Origin of the sequence: Flavobacterium sp. RHBU_3 (genome assembly GCF_046613565.1) — a bacterium.
Taxonomy (GTDB): domain Bacteria; phylum Bacteroidota; class Bacteroidia; order Flavobacteriales; family Flavobacteriaceae; genus Flavobacterium.
On record NZ_JBKJHC010000008.1, the window covers coordinates 98,459 to 117,175 of the forward strand.

The window sequence follows — 18,717 nt, forward strand, 5'->3', positions numbered from 1 at the left end:
TTCTTTTAAAATGAAATATCAATGCCTGCGCTGTATACTTTTAGTGGTGGAAGAAAACCTGAGGTCCTGAATTCGGGATCCGCACCTTTATACGGCGTAAAAGTCAGTACGTTTTGCCCCTGTAGGTATAGCCTGCAGGAGATCCCCGGAATATATTCTGAAGGAAGCCTGTAACTCAAGGAGATGTTTTTAAGGCGTATGAATGAGGCGTCCACTATCATCGCATTACTTGAGGTGTAATTGTAGTAGGATTGGATCGCATCACCGTTAGCCCCCGAAGTCAGGACCTGGTGCTGGCCTACACCCGTGGAGGGGTTATAAGCATTGTCGGCATCATTACGCTGGTTGTACATTTGGCCTGCCGGAACACCGGCATCGAAATCATAATTTTTCTGTTTGGTAAATTGCAGCAGGAAATCCAGGCTCCACGACTTGTAACGTAGCTGGTTCTGAAATCCCCCAAAGAATTCCGGTGTAAGGTCGGCGGCAACCGAGCGGTCTTTGTCGTAACTGATTACCCCATCCCCATTAACGTCTGAAAAGGTGTACAGGCCAGTAGTAGGATTCACGCCCGTGTAATTGTAGAGCCTTGATATGGTAATCGGCTTGCCTATAATGTAGGTGTTGGCGTAGGAGGAACCTGCAAGGCCCGGAAAGGAAAGCAGCTTGTTTCGTGCCATGGCAACGTTAAAGCTTGATGTCCACTCCAGGGACGCTGACTTTATGTTTTCTGTCCGCAGGGTAAATTCAAAACCTTTATTCAGTACGGTAGCATCCAGATTGGCATTGATGGATGTGAAACCGGTAGTGCCCGGTAAGGGTATGCCTACCAGCTGGTTGGAAGAACGGTTGCGGTAATACGCAGCTGTTAAAAAAATGCGGTCGTTGAGAAAACCGGCCTCCAGGGCAAACTCCAGTTTTTTATTGATTTCCCATCCAAAATCAGGATTGTAGAGCCTTGTCGGGGTAAGGCCGATTGTCCCCTGATAAGGAATGCCCGTAGACGCATAGGTATTCAAGAACTGATAGTCACCAATTTGGTCGTTACCCGTGGTGCCGTAGCTGGCCCTCAGCTTGCCGAAACTTAAAATCCTGTTATCCGCTCCAAAGATATTTTCGCGTGAGAATATCCAAGCTGCTCCAACAGCACCAAAGTTGGCAAACTGCCTGCCCGGCCCAAAACGGCTCGAGCCGTCACGCCTTCCGGTTAAATTCAGGATGTATTTGTCAGCCCAGCTGTAATTGAGCCTGCCAAATACTGCAGCATACTTATATATACCCTGGTTGCTTCCCAATACTAAAGTCTGGTTGGCAGAGGCCAGGTCTTTGATCAGGCTGTTACTGGTAAAGCCATAACCACGTTGGTATAGCGCGTTACTGTTTAGCTGTTGGAGGGTAGCTCCGGCAAGTGCGGTTAACTCACCGCCTAAAATTGCCAGCTGATAATTCAATTGCGGTTCGACAATCCACGAACGGCGGTTGGTCAGGTTTGACATCAGCATGGAATCACCGCTGCCTACACCGTAGGCAGGGTCATACATAGTGGAGGGCAGCGTGCGGAGTTCGGTAGTCTGTAGGTTTGTAAGCCCCATACTGACCTTAGCCTCGAGCCCTTTTAGAAGCGTATATGAAATCAGGCCGTTTGTTATTACATCATAGGTTCTTGTAAAGACCTGGCTGCGCAATGCGGCTAAGGGATTGTTGAAAGTACCGCCTTCCCAGTTTAGCTCCCCATCAGCATCGTAAAGCGCAGGGGCATTTGGTGCAATGCTGCGCGATATACTGGTGAGGTCGGTTGAAGGCAGGTGATTATTCTGGGCAATGTAACTGCCGGTAAGGCTTGCTTTGAGCTTGCCATTTTGCGAGGTATGGTTCAGGTTGTAGTGCAAACTTCCCTTTTGGTAGCCAAAATTGCCGGGGAATACTGTCGACTCTTTGTAATACGTACCGCTGATTAAAAACTGTGTCGATTCCGAGCCGCCGGAAAGCGCCACCTGGGTACTGTTTATGTGTGCTGTCCCGCCTATAAGCTCTTCTTGCCAGTCGGTGTAGCGGTTGGGATCCCATGTACCGTTGACATCGTATGCGTTCGCGGGATAGCTGCTGATGCCGTCATTGGCATAGGCCTGCCTTCTCATAGCCAGGTACTGCCCGGTTTTCATAAGGTCTACGAAGTTGACCACGGAACCGGCACCTGTATAGGAATTTACACTTACTGCTGTCTTGCCTGCCTTTCCTTTTTTGGTGGTCACCAAGACTACGCCGTTTGCACCCCGTGAGCCGTAAATAGCCGTTGCATCGGCATCCTTAAGTACTTCTATGCTTTGTATATCGGAGGGATTAATGCTGTTGAGCGGGCTGGTGACACTTGGCGTGGCAGAGGATGTCTGGCTATAGCCGATAGGGTCTGATGCATAGGGTACCCCGTCAATAATATATAAAGGGTTATTGCCATCGGGGCGTAAGCTGTTCTGGCCTCTTATTTTTATTTGGAATGCCCCACCGGGCATCCCGCTTTCCTGGGTGACCTGTACACCGGGCATCCGGCCCTGAAGCGTCGCCAGTATGTTGGTCACGGGCTGTTTTTCGATATCTTTTGCCGTTATTTTGGCAATACTTCCCGTGCTTTTCTGCTGTGATACCGAATAGTAGCCTGCATTTATCGTGACTTCCTTAAGGTTGGTCGCATTTTCAGTCAGCACAATATTTCCAAGGTTGTCACCTGTTATGATGACCTCTAGGCTTTTATATCCCAGGTATTCAAAAACCAGGGTATCGCCCGTTTGTGCCTGTATCGAAAAATGGCCTTGCAGGTCGGTCACTGCTGAGATGTTCGTGCCTTTTAATATGACACTCACCCCGGGCATTGGCCCGTTGGCATCTGCTACAATGCCCGAAACGGCTTGCTGTTGTAAACCTGCGCTTATACCAGGTTTGCTGTTTGCTGTGGCATTAAGGGGGAGGCAAATCATCGTCAAAAAAAAGAAAATGAAAGCTCCGCCTTTGCCCAATACGGAAATTTTCATAATATTGGTAAAGGTTAATAAAACATAGTTTGTTAATCGCTCAGGCCTTCTGTGATTCGACCGCCAAGTGGAAATCAGAAGGCTTTTCTTGTTAAATAGTCTAGTAAGTCTGTAGGTTTTCCTTCCCCATAAATTTTACGGTATTAGTTTTACAATCATTTAAAAATGTCCTGCACCATTCCCCTCCAAGGCTACTAACCCAATTGTGAATTCAAACGGGGTCCGGCGCAGGACTATTCCAAAAGCCACGAAGGCCAAAAATCAAAAATGGATTGCGAAACTTTAAGAAGCTGCTAAGAATCAGCGAGTGAAGTGTTCCTCCTAAAAGGAGGCGTGGGTTTAAACTCACTTTTTGCCCTCGGGTACTGGTATACCTGCACGCAAATAAGTGAGCCCACGCCATATGTGGCGTGAGCATTGGCACTTATCTTCTCGCGTGCTAAAATTACCAGTTTTGAGGGCGAGATTCAAAGCGAATGCTTCATATATATTATCTATGTGAAGTTTCGCAAATATAAATTAACAAAAACAAATATAATAATATAAAATTAATGTGGGCTTTGGAACCCACATTAATTATTTGAAAACTAAGGAAATTGCAGTTTAAATTTTTATATGCCTGACAATCCTTACAAAATAGACTTTCAAAAGCTTGTTGGAGCTCGTATTTTTAAAATACGATCTATCAAAGGATTGAGTTTAAGAGAGGTTGCTCAAAATTGTGATTTGGATTTTAGTGATATAGGGAAATATGAAAAAGGTGAAATAAATTTTAAAGTACAGACATTATATGAGCTAGCTCGCGGCTTGGGCGTTCATCCGAAAGAGCTATTTGATTTTGATTTTAACTTTGCGGATTCTTAAAGTAAATAGTTACTTCTTTTCAGATTATTCATTGATTGACAAATTTTAAGCTTAGTATTGAAGTTTTATTCTTTTTAAATAATATCTTCTCTTAGCAAATACGCAGTTACAGATGTTCTCTCAATAAGAAAAGTTAGTAAAGTTAGTATACGGTTCTTTAACTTTACGTCTTGCTTTACTTTCGATCTATTCGAGTAAATATATTTTCTTAAAAGATTTTCCATGTAATAAATTGTATCTTCCTCATGGCGTCTATTTATTTTAAGAGTATTGTTTGCTACAATATTTGACATCCATATAATACCATCATCAATATAATTCTTACCTTTTCCCAAAAGTATTTTAACAACGATATACAGCATACTTTGATGGTTTGCTATGTCATTAATTAATTTTTGATAAAAATTCTTCTGATCTTTATCTAGTTCTGGCCAGTCCTCAATACTTGAATAAGATATATTACTTGCCAGCATATAACTCAAAAGTACTTCTTCAAAATAATTTCCACGATCAGTATGGGATAATGCTACTATTGCGTCATTTAAATTTTTCCAAATTGCCCAGAAAGATTCATACCGTTTTTTCACATACGCTGCAGAAATTATACCTTCAAGAAGCTGTGAGCCTTCTCTTGTAGGAATTAAATAATCTGAAATAATTTTACTATGAGTCTGAAGATCGTCACTAGACCTCATAATTAAGTATTCTCCATATCTTTTAAAAAATCTAACCTGCATATGATAATCGCGGTCACGGTCACGGTCGCTTGTTAAAATTCGATTTAAGATATTTGGAATTATTTTTGAGACAAGGATTATTAATTCTGGATTTGAAGTATCAGTAGGGATAAGTGAAAATAAATTTTCAAGTGTATTAAGCGAGTACTGCTCCATTACGTCTTCGCTAAAGGAAACGCGGTTATTTGCAAAGTATTCTAATTCTTTTTGATGAAGTTTTTCAAATTCTTCATAAGCATTTAGAGGATTTCCCGACCGTCTATTTTTTTGTAGAATTTCCTTGTAAGCGGGTTGAAATTTCAGAAAACCATAGATAAAATCAGAAGTATAGTCGCCATGACTAGCAAACCATTCATTATTAATTGTATCCAAAGCATAATCACAGATACGTTTGGAACCTAAGTTATAATCGTTAAACAATGTAAGTAACAAAATAATCTTCGACACAGCATGGGTCTCGGGAAAGGTTTGTGAAAGCTGTGCTAAAGAATGTATTGAAACTTCAGTTCCATCAGATATTTGATAATCATAATCCGACGAAAATAATCTTCCTGCATTTTCTAGTAGTATTTCTGCGCATAGTTTTAAATCATCTTCTGCCAGCAGGCTATGATAATGCATTACCATTGCCGCGCTTACGAAAGCCGGAATAGTAGCTTCTGAGGAAAGATAGCCCCAATCCTCCTTGCCCATATTTTCATCATCGTCGTCGTTTTCTCGGACTGTAGACCAATTTGCAAGTATATCTTTCATTTCGGCCAATGCAAGAAGGGGATCATTTTCGTATCTCATGTACTTTACTTCACTCGGGTTCGTAAATTTATTTTCTGCCCATAGTTTTAGTTCGAGGTATCTCGTAAATGATTCTGTAGCAGCAAGCGCTTCCTGTCTGTGCTGTTCAACATCTTCTTCTATTAATGGATTAAAGTCTATAAAAGTACTTTCTCCTTCAGTCCTCATTTCCACTTTTATTTTTCTTTTGTCAATTCTTGTAAGTAAAAGCCTTTGGTACAAAGACTCCTCACTAGAGGTGTCTATATCGCAGAGCTTTGCGTTATGTTTATCCAAAACTGATTGGATTGATTCCTCTCTATGCAGTGCTTCTTGCTCAGATACCGTTTTTGAATGGAAAAATTGGTAACTAATGATGAGGGTTTCCAACGATGTTTTTCTAAATTCGTCTGACATAGTTTCCAACCGTTCGTCCTCGTAATACTTGGTCGCGTAGTTAAGTCCATATCCCATTGCGGTGAGGTTATAGGCTTCTTTTTCCGCGAATGAGCGTAATCGATCATATACGAATAGTCTCGGGGCGCTGAAAAGAATCAGTGCTATATTGAAGAATTTATCTGGGTAAGCCAACACAACGCTAATTACAACAGCGGTTAGAGAAGCGCTATAGGAAGACTTTAAAATATGCTTTAGCCAACTTATTGTAACAGCTGGTGGTTCGGATTTTGCAATTTCTAGTAGGCGCTTTTCCAACGCCATATGTATTGACTGCAAAAGATAGGGCGTCACAGGAGAGCCACTACCTCTGTATATCTGAAATACATTTTGGCTTACGTATTGTTTGTTTTCAACATCATCCTCGATACTGATTAATATATGTTCTCCTTGTTTACCGTATGCTGACTTCTCGTATTGTCTAATTGCTCTATCTGTAAAACTAATTATAAAATCAATGGTACTGTAGAAATCAAACCGTAGTAAGTGGTAAATAGGAGTTTGATAGGCACTAGGAGGAAAATAGTCGTTATGCCCTCTCTCATTAATACCATATTCTGCATCGTTTTTGCGGCGGTAATGAAACGGTTCGTCTTGATCATCTTCATGGCACCAAAAAAGGTTTGAGAGTTGTATTACATGCTTGGGTAAAGTCTTTAATAATATTATACTCTCAAATTTCGATTTAAGTATAGCTTCTGTTAGTTCATAGTATGGTTGGCTAGGATAAACCCATTTGTTCTGTATAATATCAGAAAATATTTTTTCAAGTTCATTTTTTATTTCTGCACTACTGTACAGTATTATATTTACTAATTCCTTTTCGTTGTCGATATGGCGATAATGATTTCTAAACTCATTTTTTTTATATAACTCCAGCGCAATAAGCCCCGCCATGCGAGTAGTATTTCCTTCAATATTTTTTTGTACCCATTCTAATAATAGAGGGATAAAAAAATTATTGTTTTCTTCATCGAAAAGACTTAGATTTTGAAATATGATTTTAATGGTGGACTTCCATCCATTCCCGCTTGGCTTTGTAAAAAGATATTTAAAGGTGTCCTTCTCATACAATTTGTTATGTACCTCATCCGGCTCTTTGCACGCTATGCGTAATAAAAACACAAATCTTTTGAGTAAATTAAGATTGTCTTCCAACAATTTTGACTTCAGACGTTCGAAAAATAACTCTGAAACTTCTGAATATAGAATAGCAATAAAAATCTCGTCCTTCCAGAAGTGCTCAGTTTCTGAATCGCCAATTGCGCTGAACATAAAATCATCTATGTCCCCTGGTGATTCCTGTAAGGTTAAGGAAAGCCATTTCCGAAATGTTCTTCGCATCGGGAGCGAGGTGCCAATATCCTGAAAGAAGTTACTTAAGTTTGTCGTGTTTTTATAGGCACGAGTGATGATTAATTCTAGTGCCCATTCTTCATAGACATCATGCGTAATAAAGTACCCACCATTGATTGTGTCGTAAGATAAAATCTCATCTTTAACAAGTAATGAAACGATTGACTCATTACATTGCTCAGGCATAACAAAGAATTTTCCACTATTGGATCGCAGTTTTGCAATCTCCATAAAAGATTTTTCCCGCATAACATGAGTATTCCTTGCAGTGTAGGAAGAATTCTGTATTTTTTTTTGCCATAAAATTTCCCTGAACTTTGAATAATAGACATTAGGGTCGATTTGCCTATAGCTGTTTAGAAATTCCTTGAGGTAAAAAAGATTGCATAGTATTTTTTTTACTCTTTCATTATCAGGTAGTGTGAAAGAATTTTGGACTGACAAGTTTTTCAGGTCATCTTGTGATAAGTTTTCGATTGGAATAGTGTTATAGCTGACCCCATAAATTCCGACAAACTGGAATATTAAGCTATCCAGATAGCTTTGTCGCGTAGTTATTATAATTTTCCAATTTTCTTTGAGGATTGCCGCTAAGAATTCTTTAAAAGTTTCTTGGTTTTCGTTGATTTCAGCAAGGCTCTCTGCTGAATCTATCACGATTATCTTCTGGCTATGTTCGGAATGAACGTTTAAAAACTGTTCAAAAGTAAAATTACCGTATGTTTTTAATATATTGCCAATACTCCTAACGTTAAACTCACGAGCTTTGAAGAAATAGAATGGTACCTCCTTTAATTCAGAATATAGATCCTTTACAATGCCGCTCTTGCCGCATCCGCCATCCCCCGTTAAAATTATCACGTTGTCAGGTTCTGATAACTGCTTTATTAAAGAGACCGTTTCGGACCTATTGATTTTAATTATATCATCGCCGAAAACTATCTGACTCTGTATTGATAAAAGTAAATGTTCGGTATGTTTATTCAGTCCCTCTATGAGATCAAATATAGTAGACCCTAGAGAAAAATATAAATCAGTCACATTAGACAGAGCTGGCTGTACAAGTTGTATCTCAAAATGACTTGGTACTTTCCAAACGATTGTAACATTAATTTTAGCTGCTTCTCGTTCAATTTCTACTTTGTAATCAGGGTCTTTTTTGTCAATTAAAGGGCTTTCAGAAAATTCCTGATTTACATATAAATAAATTTCAGTTATTGTGGGATTCTTCTGTTTTGCTTTTGATATGGAACTAAGAACATCACCTTTATTTTTTGATAATGGTGTAGTGTAATATTTGGATTGAAATCCAATAACTCTATTTTCACTTTTAATAGGTTCTGTTTCAATGCCAGTTTGATTTTTAAAACGAAATATTCCTAATGGTAGCTCGAACTCGTGACAGAATAAGTGATAGGATAAACTTTCAAAAGCCCATGATTCCCGATTATTAAACTTCGCCTTGAAACTATTCCAATTAATCTCTGTCATTATAGTAAGGTATTTATAAAATATAAAAATAAGAAGAAAGTTCGGAAATTGCGCCCGTGATTGCAGCGGCATACTTTTTCATGGAAAAGATAGAGCGAAAAGCACGCCAAGGCACCTTATTACAACGGCATTCTGGTATATTCTATAAAGAAGTTTCACATTTAATACCAGTAAACAAAAAATATCATCTATTTGTTTAAAATCCAATTTTTTACGTAATTGGCATCAAATAAACCTTACAACCTTATATGCCCCGCCGACATAAAACCAGTTCCCTATCAATACTTAGTATCGTATTGCTCTGCATTTCGATTATTGGCATTTGGTACCTGTATAAGAAATACGTTATTGAGAAAAAGCAACGACAGCTGTTACTCTCGTTAGAAGAGCAATTGAATGAAGCCAATAGTTACGGTGCTTGTTTAGTTGACTTCAGCCGCTATTTTGCCTATTACGACGAGCAGCAGTACTGCAAGAACTTTGAAGCTTTGCGCAAATCAATAGTTCCTAACTATGAGCGTTTGGGACTGGATCTGCGCCTTGAGGACGCAATTCGGACTTTTATAGCAACGTATGATTCTATAATTGCAATCAGGAAGGACTACAATGATGCCTTTGTCAAAAAAGAATCAGCGGCCTACCGCTACCTTTTTGACTCTTTAGAAGAATACCCCTTGTCCGATGACCAGATTGAGGCGGTTATCCGCGATGAGGACAATAACCTGATCATTGCCGGCGCCGGTACGGGAAAGACTACAACAATATCAGCCAAGACGGCCTATATCCTGGAAAAGGGGCTGGCAAAGCCGGAGGAGCTCCTGATCATTTCCTTTACCAAGAATGCTGTTAGAGAGATGAAGGAGCGTTGTATAAAGTTTTGTAAAGACATCCCGGGTGTAGAAAACCTGGATGTACGTACCTTTAACAGCTATGGCTACCTAGTCAAGCGCCACTGCTCGAACGATGAAATGCACCTGGCTTTTAAAGGCGATGAAGAGGCGGCCAAGGCCTGCCTGCAGGAGATCTTCGATGAATTGTTTTTGACAGATACGGACTTTCAGCGTAAAGCGGTCAATTTCCTTGCTTTTTTCAACAGGCCCGAGCGGGATGAGTTTAAGTTTGAAACGAAAGATGACTATCTAAAATATGAGCAAAGTTTTAAGAATGTAACCCTGGATGGAAAAACAGTGAGCAGTAAGGAAGAAATGCAGATCGGCAATTTCTTTTGTTTGTTTGGTATCAACTACGAGTACGAAAAGCATTTTCCGCTTGCCCCTGAGGATCGTAATGCGGACTTTGGCAGTTACCACCCTGATTTTTTCCTTACCGATTATGATATCTGGCATGAGCACTTCGGTATTGACCGCGAGGGTAATGTCCCGGACTGGTTTGCGACTAAACATCCCTATCCGAGTGCCAAGGCATATTATACTGCAGGAATGCAATGGAAGCGCTACATACATCATAAAACAGGTTCAAAGCTAATTGAAACCTATTCGTATGAAAATAAGGAAGGAAGCCTGATCAACAACCTTAAAAAACGATTACTGGAGCTTGGCGTGACCCTAAACCCCCAAAAGCCTGAAGACATTCTGCCCATGGTAAAGCAGTCCGCTTACTATGAAGACTTCATCAACCTTATGCATACTTTCCTTGGCCTTATGAAGTCCAATGCCAAAACACCGGAGACTATCGTATCCAAAATGGGCGACCGCCGCCTCTCGGTATTCCTTGATGTGTTCAAACCGGTGTATCGCGCCTATGAAGGACGCCTACGCGGGGCATCCGCGGTTGATTTTAATGATATGGTCAACCAGGCAGCCTTACATATTGGACAGGGTGATTTTACAAGGCCATATAAATATATCCTTGTCGATGAGTTCCAGGATATGTCCCTTGGCAGGTATGAACTTCTAAAGAGCCTGAAAAAACAAAATCCGGGTATAAAGCTTTATGCTGTTGGTGATGACTGGCAGTCGATATTTCGTTTTACGGGCAGCGATATATCAATCATTACCGAATTTGAGAAACACTTCGGCTTTACCAGTATGACGCCTATTTTGCGCACTTACCGATTTAATGAGGAGATACTACAGGTCTCAAGTAACTACATACAGAAAAATCCGAGCCAGATCCGTAAAACACTGTTTTCTGACCGCAAGGCCGAGGCTAAGAGTTTTGCCTTTATCGGGTCGGAGGTTGCCGGTAGCCGTGAAGCGCACCAGGAGGCAAAGGGGCTGGCGATTCGTTCGGTGTTGGAGGAGGTCAATGGCCTCAATACAAAAGCCAAAGTATTTTTAATCGGTCGCTATCACCATAATAAACCGCAGGGTTTTACAACCTTGCAGAAAGAGTTTCCAGATTTAAAAATTGAATACTACACCGCCCACAGGTGTAAGGGTATGACCTGCGATTATGCTATCCTATTGGATGTGAATTCCGGTACACTGGGTTTCCCTTCAGAGATGGCTGACGACCCGCTGTTGAACTACTTATTACATGAGGGCGATGGTTTTGACAATGCAGAAGAGCGCCGCGTATTTTATGTAGCGATCACCCGTGCCCGGCATAAGAACTTCATTTTGTACAATACACTAAGCCCCAGTAAGTTCCTGGCAGAGATCATGAATGAGCCGGACACAGCTGAATCCCTGGCTGCCAAATGCCCGGAGTGCAGCGGCCGGCTTGTGGAGCGTAAAGGACCCTACAGCACATTTATGGGTTGTTCCAACTATCCACATTGCAATTACAAGAAGGCTAAGAGCTCCAGCGTGACTGTAAAGGTTTAAGTTTTACGCAGTCCATATCTAAAAGTCTACGGTACCCTTACCGTAGTTTTACACTCACATTTTCTTACATTTAAGGTTTAAAAAAACAGCTATTTTTATGGGTAGGCTACAGATAATCGAAAAGCAACTCGCGGCAATAAATGACATGGTATTCCAGGAATTGTGTGATGGTTTCATACTACGGAGGTATCCGGATTATGCGACATTCTCACGGGTAGGAAGCCAAAGCGGCAAACAGAAGAGCCGTAAAGGTACCCCGGACTCCCTTTTGCTTTTACATAGCGGACACTACATCTGCCTGGAATATTCCACTAATGTGAGCAGGGGCGTAAAAAAGCTTGCTGAGGACATAGAAAAATGCCTGAATGCGGAATTTGTAAAAATTCCCGTTGAGAAGATTACAGAAATTGTGGTGGTATTCAATTTCAATATTATCAATGAAGATATTGAAAAGCTTAAAGGCTTGGTCGAGCATTTAGACATCCGCCTGACACTTTATAATCTTGATGCGCTCTCTCTTGAATTACACCTGAACCATCGCGACCTTGCCCACCGGTATCTTGATATCCCAATTGATACGGGACAGCTCATTAGTTCAGACCGTTTTGTTAAGGAATATAATAAAGCGAACCACTCTATAGCTACACCGTTAAATAACCCCTTCCTGCACAGGGAGGAAGAACTTGCGTTACTGACCCAGGTTGTGGGCCGGGAAAACTTGGTTATCCTTTGTGGTCCAGCCGGGGTGGGCAAGACAAAACTTGCCCTGGAGGCTATTGCCGTGTTTCAGGCGAGCAATCCCGGATATGCATCGTTTTGTCTTTCCTATAAACATGTAACCCTTTTTGATGACCTCCAGACCCATTTAGACAAATCGGGCAATTATATACTTTTCGTAGACGACGCCAACCGTATTGACGCTTTCGGGCAGGTTTTGGGCTTTTTGAAAGAATTGCGCACGGGTGCCCTTAAAGTAGTGATGACGGTGCGGGACTATGCCTTGGCCGACCTAAGGAAAATGTGTCTTGGCTTTTCGACTTGTGAAGTAAACATAGAAAAGCTTGCTGACGACCAAATCAAAGATATCATTAAGGGCAAGCCATGGAATATCAGCAACCCTGCTTACCTTGATAACATAGCGGAGATAGCGGATGGCAATCCCAGGCTTGCCATCATGGCTGCACAACTGGCACTTGCACATAAAGATATCACGGTATTGCATGATGTGTCTTCTTTGTTTGAGAACTATTTTTCGACATTCGTTAAGGATAAAGATGAATTATCCGGTGTAGTAAATACAAAGGTACTTGGGCTTATAGCGCTTTTTTATGCACTTCCTTATAAGGACCGAGCCCTATTAACCCCGATGTTAGCGCTTTTCGAGCTGACATACGATGAATTTGCGGACAGTATAGAATACCTGGACCGTCTTGAGGCTGTTGAGATACAGTTTGACCATGTTAAAATCCCGGAACAAAATTTAGCTACATTTTTCTTTTACAGGGCTTTTATTGATACAGAAATTTTATCGCCCTCACTTCTTGTAGAACATTTTTACGAAAGTAAGCGTGAAAGGCTAAAGGAGTGTATCGTTGCCGCCAACAACACCTTCGGGGCACAGAAAGTGATGGATCGCCTACGTCCGGTGCTCAAAGGGCAATTGCAAAAACTTGAATTACAGGGAAAACCTGTGATGCCTTTTTTTAAAGATTACTGGTTTTACCTTAAAATTGAGACTTTAGAATACCTGTACAGCGAGCTTAACCTATCTGAAAATGCACCGCGGCAAGTATATAAACTTACTTATGAAACGAATGAGTTTGCTTATGAAAAGGATACGGTTCTTGAGTTACTCAGCAACTTTTTCCATCATCCCGACACCTATCTTAAGCAGGCCATTGAACTTTCTTTTATATACGTTTTTAAAAGGCCTGATAAGCTTTCCGAGCTAATTTATACTATTAGGGAACACCTCTCTGTCGACCTCGAGGACCTCTATAGTAATTATTACAGACAGGGGGAACTATTTGATTTTCTCATAGCCGGTCTGCAAGGTGGCGATGAAATTACATCGCTGGCTTTTTATGAACTCTCCGGGTCTTTCCTTCAACATAGCTTTGACCAGCACCGAGGCGGCCGGAAGCTTACAATTCAGTTCTATCGGGTGCCTTTACCTAACAATGCGACAACCCGAAATTTCAGGAAAAGGATTTGGGATGCGGCATTGCAATATTTTAGCTTCTTTCCAGAGCAGGGCTTCGAGATGCTGAAATCGTGTGGTCAGAGGTCGTTCCATACGAATAAGGCATTATTAAGCTTTGACCTTGATTATGTCGCTCAGCTTATCGATCAACACCTGGATCCAAATAATTTCAGGCACTGCAAATACGTCCAGGACCAGTTACGGTCGTTGCGTCGAAAGAAAATCGGAACTTTAGAGACAGCGAGACTGAAGAAACGCTTTACTAACCCGATTTACAAAATGTTTCTATTGCTTGATTGGGACTATTTCAGGGGGCGTGAAGACTATGGCAATATTGACCATGACAAATTTAATATACGCAAAGAACAGGAGATACGTTCGGCCTACTGCTTTAAAGATAAGAGGGCTGTCGAAGATTTTCACACATCATATCTAGAACTAACGCGATACCGCCCGGTTAAGAATTACCATTATGGTAGTTCTTTGGATATCATCGTGGACGAAAATCTTAAGAATGATTTTCAGCTTGGGATAATACTAATTCGCTGTATCCTGGAAAATCGTAACGTGCTTGGCTATCAGCCATGGCTTGCTTTCGGCAATCATCTAGAAACCCGGGAAAAGGCACATCAGCTCTGGGATGTTATAGCATCATATGAGTATCCCGATAAAGATGTATGGGAGATGAATTTCTATGAGCGGCAAAAGGCGGATCCCTTTGAAGGCAAACGAAATGGGTATATACTCAGGACCATCAGCGAAAGCCAGAGGCAACTTACAATCCACCTTGAAAACCTTATCAAAGACACAAATGATACATCCTTTACCAGGGAGCTTCTTCATTTGATCCTCATTAAAAATAGAGAGGAAGGCTGCCGCCTGTACCTATGGATGAATACATTTAGTTCTTTTTTTGATTACTTGGGTGATGACCTTGAGCTGATCAAGGCCACCTACCTACAGCAAGATGAAATACAATCTCATTTTGATTACAATTGTTCCGGGCTTAAAAACATATTACTGCGGGACCAGAACTTTCTGAAGGATTACGTTGATAGCCTGTATTCCGATGAACGGGGACAATACAATGGACGAGGCGAAGACCTTAGCCTGGTTTGGTCATTGCCTGTTTCCCATCAGGTATTAGCGAGTATATTTAATACGATCACCACAAAGGATCCTTTTATAAGACTTAGCGAACATTTTTGTAACGTGTTTTTTAAGAAAATAAAGGAACCTGAAGAACGGGAAGCAGCAATTACTTTTATCCTGGCCTATGCGAGGGATAATTATCAAGACAAAAGACGCATGAATATAGCGGTAGATGTAGCCCGGCACTCCTTAAGAGAGGTTTTTGAGCGATTGGTACACCAGCATGTTACACTTAGTCAGGATGCTGAGCTGTTTTCAAGTATCCGTTGGCGTGGTAATGGCGGTGGATTTGTTGCAGGCGATGTTATTTTTGGCGATATAGAAGCCGCTGAATGGCGGAACATACAGGCTTTAGTAAATAAACTCAATTTGGGGCTTAAGCTGCTGCCTATCAATAAACTCCTGAACCAGAGAATTGAAAGCGCAATAGCAAGCGCCGATTGGGAGCGCCAAAGAATGTTTACCAAACCAATATAGTCTCATAAATAATAACACAGATAAGTATATAAACGACTTATAAAAATTACCTTCATGATGATTGTTGACTTTTTGGAAAAATTTGGCCTACCTATACTATTGGCTTACATTGCTTACCTCTTGGGAAATCGAGGTAAGCGTGTTGAAGTGGATATTGAAAAGGTAAAAGAACTTAATACGGTATTGTCGGATATGTTAAACACATGGCATTACCTTTTAAAATTAAGTGATGTTTTGAGCTATTTCGAGGCCAAGGAGGATAAATTAATTTTCCCAAGGGAATATTTACCTTTCCTCGCCTTAAGGTCCGGACTTCTAAATGACGTGTGTTTTCGTGAACTGGACGAGAATATAAAGCTCCTGAAGCGGTATGATGCTGTAAGCTATTTCGAGTTGGAAGGCCTTGGAAAACGCTACGATTACTTTAAGTCGGTATATGTTATGCCTTATTTGCAAAGCCACAGACCTTCAGACTTCGGTAATGGTATCAACAGGCAATTTATGGACCGATTGCTTAACGAAATCGAAGAACACCTGCGCGAGACGGCAAAGAAGATTTCGCGGGATACTGCGAAAAAAATTGACGAGAAGATAGCTTACCTGGCCAACCAAAATTCTGACGAAGAGATTCAGAACCTGAACCTGGAGTTTTATGAAGTTATGATAAATATTATGCCTGAAAGCATTGAAAAGCCGAGTTTTGAAGAATTTGCTAAAATGACCTCTGACCCGGAAGTAAAAGAGGTCATTATCAAACAATTCAGCATTTTGGCAAAGGGAGACATGGATAAAGTCATTGCTATAATTATGAATAACCCTAACCTTACTATGGAGGAAGTCGAGAGTATACTTAGTTGTGAAAATACCGTTTAAACGGCAACAGTCACTCCGCTGAAAAGCAAGCCCGCTAGTACCACATTTCCGCGGGGCTATCTTTGTGCCCTATTAAAGGCGGCTAATGCGTCTGGTCTGGCGATAGAAATTAATCTGGCGTCATCGGGTGTAAAAGTAGGAAGTCTCTTTACCTTGCGCCCGTCACCGCAGCGGCATCCTTTCGTGAGAAAAGATACAGCGGAGTGCGCGTGAAGGCGCCCCTTTATTCTTGGTTTACATTTTTAAGCATATCGGTATGGAATTCCCTGAGGTGCCACCAGGCTGGGCAGGTTTCTATATTGCCCTTGAAGTTGGCAATGCTTACGTAACAACTTTACAGCAATTTTTGCGTATCGGTAATCTAAGCCCATGACTTCCATGCCACTTCTTGCGGGGGCGGGTTCTTTTGAAAATATCGTTTTATATCTTCTGGGTTCATTGCGCTAAGGTAAGTTTTTTTATCCCACATGATAGTATTGCGCTGTGGTGGAGAATCTACCTACAGGTTTAAAACAGGTGTATTTACGTGGCTATTGTGTAGGAATTTTATTTAGATTTACTGCCATCCTGTCTATACCTGTGTTTAAACGGACGCGAGAATAAGGACCTCACGGCAGCAAGCGTAGCAACCGCGCAGGATTGTAGTGCTTTATTAGAAAAACAACCATAAAACATATATGAGACTCTTAAACCAAACGGAGAAGACACTCTGCGACCGTATACTTGCGGGCAGTGGGGCGAATAATTACATCGGTAATATTATAGACAGGGAGCTAGTCAATACCTGCATTCTGGTAAGCCATACGCCGATGTCGGCATCGCTGGAATTCACAATCAACAATGCAACCCCCACCAAGGCTGAAACCGATTGGATCATCAGCAAAACGGAAGAAATTTCTTTACTGGTGCTTCATGTTGTCAGCCTGATAAAAATGTTAGAAAAAGACGGCTATATCCTACTTCTCGAAAGAGGTACAAACAGCAGGGCGGCACAGAAGTTTGGGCGGTGTGTTGGTAACCTGCCATCGGTTGGGTATTCCTTTAATGACCCTAATGTGATATCATTACTTTGTGATTATACCAATAAGGAAATCTACACCACCGAAGAGTTCAAAAGGTTTTGCGAAAATGGCTATGTCCCAAGGGATGAACAGCGTTTCCGCAGGCAAATTTTATTTACGCAGATTGCCTTAGGGGTAGCCCTTGTGGCTTTTTTGTTCAATATATGGAGCAACCTTAAGGACAAGCCTGAGCAGGAAGTGAAGATTGACAAGGTACAATATGAGGAACTCCTAAAATCGATGCACCCTCCTGTAGAAATTAACCGAGCATTGCCTCCTTCTGCTGTTTTACAGCCACAGCCGGTATCACCTGCAACTATAAAAGCCCATGGAAGTACTAAGTAATCTTACCAAGGAAAACCACCTGCATCATTTGCATGTTATTTTCGAAGAAGCTTTAGAGATCACGGTCATAAGCCCATTTATCACTGATGACCCCAACCTGTTTCGTTTTGAGAGGTTACCCCACCTGAGGAAACTGACATTTGTCACTACCCTTAAGGCCTTCGATAAGGACCAATACTCCAAGGTTCGTTATTTTAAATACCTGTACCAAAGACTAAATGCATTAGGGATAACGTTTTCTGTGCTAATTGAAAACAGCCTTCATGGGAAGATATTCGTAGCTGAGTATGATAATCAGCAGGCACGGGCTATAATCACCTCCGCTAATTTTACCCATAATGGTTTGCGGCTCAATAATGAGTGGGGAATCTTGGTTACTGATAGCCAGGTGGCCGGCAGGGTCAAAAAGGGTGTGCTGGATAAAGTCCTTTACAAGGAACTGGACGAGTCGGTCATTGATGCCTGCCTGAAACAGATTGCTGGTCATCCTATTCCCAAACCGGGGGGCAATACGATTTCGCTCGACCTTACGTTCTTACTGGAGGAAAAAGGCAATTACTATGGTATTGGTAGCAAGGCCACCTACTGGCTAAAACCTATCGGGGTTAGCGGAAATCCCATATCCAAAGATCGCGCTTTTGATACCCTTGAGGAACCACTCCATTTCTCCAAGTTAAAGCCAAAGGGTGTAAAGGTCGGGGACATCCTCATCTGCTATGCTGTCGGGCACCAAAACATATTATCGGTATACCGGGTGAAATCGGGAATACTAAACACCGGTGACCCCAATGACCGCTGGCCTAATTATGTGATCGGTGAGAACCTGACACCTTTTTATGGAGGCCTCTGGATACAGTATAATATAAAGGCAACTAACCAACGGGCAGAGGTTCTTAATAAAGGGCTATTCAATATTACACCCAGTGGTAAAAACAGTTACGGAAGTTTAAACCGGGGTGCTGACAAATTACGAATTACCACTGAATTTGGCGAATATTTGCTCAGTAGGGTATCGACGATTAACCGAGCTATTGAAGAGTCCCAGATTTGAAATAGTGAAGTTGGCTCACTGTAAGATTATGCACCCGTGACCGCCGCGGCATCCTTTTCCACAGG

Annotated in this window: 8 protein-coding genes; 6 read left to right on the forward strand and 2 right to left on the reverse strand. The window is 41.5% G+C overall.

Translation table 11 applies throughout. The features are described 5' to 3' along the window. Positions 1–5: 5 nt before the first annotated feature. A complete protein-coding gene (locus ACLI1A_RS12510; RefSeq protein WP_411409013.1) occupies positions 6–3,026 on the reverse strand; it encodes a SusC/RagA family TonB-linked outer membrane protein in 3,021 nt (1,006 codons plus the stop codon). A gap of 615 nt (positions 3,027–3,641) precedes the next feature. Between ACLI1A_RS12510 and ACLI1A_RS12515 the strand changes: the two genes are divergently transcribed. Beyond that, on the forward strand, positions 3,642–3,890 hold the full coding sequence (locus ACLI1A_RS12515; RefSeq protein WP_411409014.1) for a helix-turn-helix domain-containing protein: 249 nt from the start codon (positions 3,642–3,644) through the stop codon (positions 3,888–3,890). A 74-nt stretch (positions 3,891–3,964) separates the two neighbouring features. Here the strand turns inward: ACLI1A_RS12515 and avs4 are convergent, their stop codons facing one another. Next, positions 3,965–8,701, reverse strand: coding sequence for an AVAST type 4 anti-phage nuclease Avs4 (gene avs4 / locus ACLI1A_RS12520; protein WP_411409015.1), 4,737 nt, complete (start codon positions 8,699–8,701; stop codon positions 3,965–3,967). A gap of 248 nt (positions 8,702–8,949) precedes the next feature. Here avs4 and ACLI1A_RS12525 point away from each other — a divergent pair, with 248 nt between their 5' ends. The 5 genes from ACLI1A_RS12525 (at position 8,950) to ACLI1A_RS12545 (ending at position 18,652) form a co-directional block, all read left to right on the forward strand. After that, entirely contained in the window at positions 8,950–11,490 is a 2,541-nt protein-coding gene (locus ACLI1A_RS12525; protein ID WP_411409016.1) for a UvrD-helicase domain-containing protein, read from the forward strand. Between the two features lie 97 nt (positions 11,491–11,587). Continuing rightward, entirely contained in the window at positions 11,588–15,322 is a 3,735-nt protein-coding gene (locus ACLI1A_RS12530; protein ID WP_411409017.1) for a hypothetical protein, read from the forward strand. A 54-nt stretch (positions 15,323–15,376) separates the two neighbouring features. Continuing rightward, a complete protein-coding gene (locus ACLI1A_RS12535) occupies positions 15,377–16,195 on the forward strand; it encodes a hypothetical protein (protein ID WP_411409018.1) in 819 nt (272 codons plus the stop codon). 677 nt (positions 16,196–16,872) lie between these two features. Beyond that, entirely contained in the window at positions 16,873–17,601 is a 729-nt protein-coding gene (locus ACLI1A_RS12540) for a hypothetical protein (protein ID WP_411409019.1), read from the forward strand. Next, the gene (locus ACLI1A_RS12545) at positions 17,585–18,652 is read left to right on the forward strand and encodes a restriction endonuclease PLD domain-containing protein (RefSeq protein WP_411409020.1); all 1,068 of its coding nucleotides are present in this window, start codon (positions 17,585–17,587) and stop codon (positions 18,650–18,652) included. The genes ACLI1A_RS12540 and ACLI1A_RS12545 overlap by 17 nt, the downstream gene beginning before the upstream one ends. Positions 18,653–18,717: the final 65 nt, after the last annotated feature.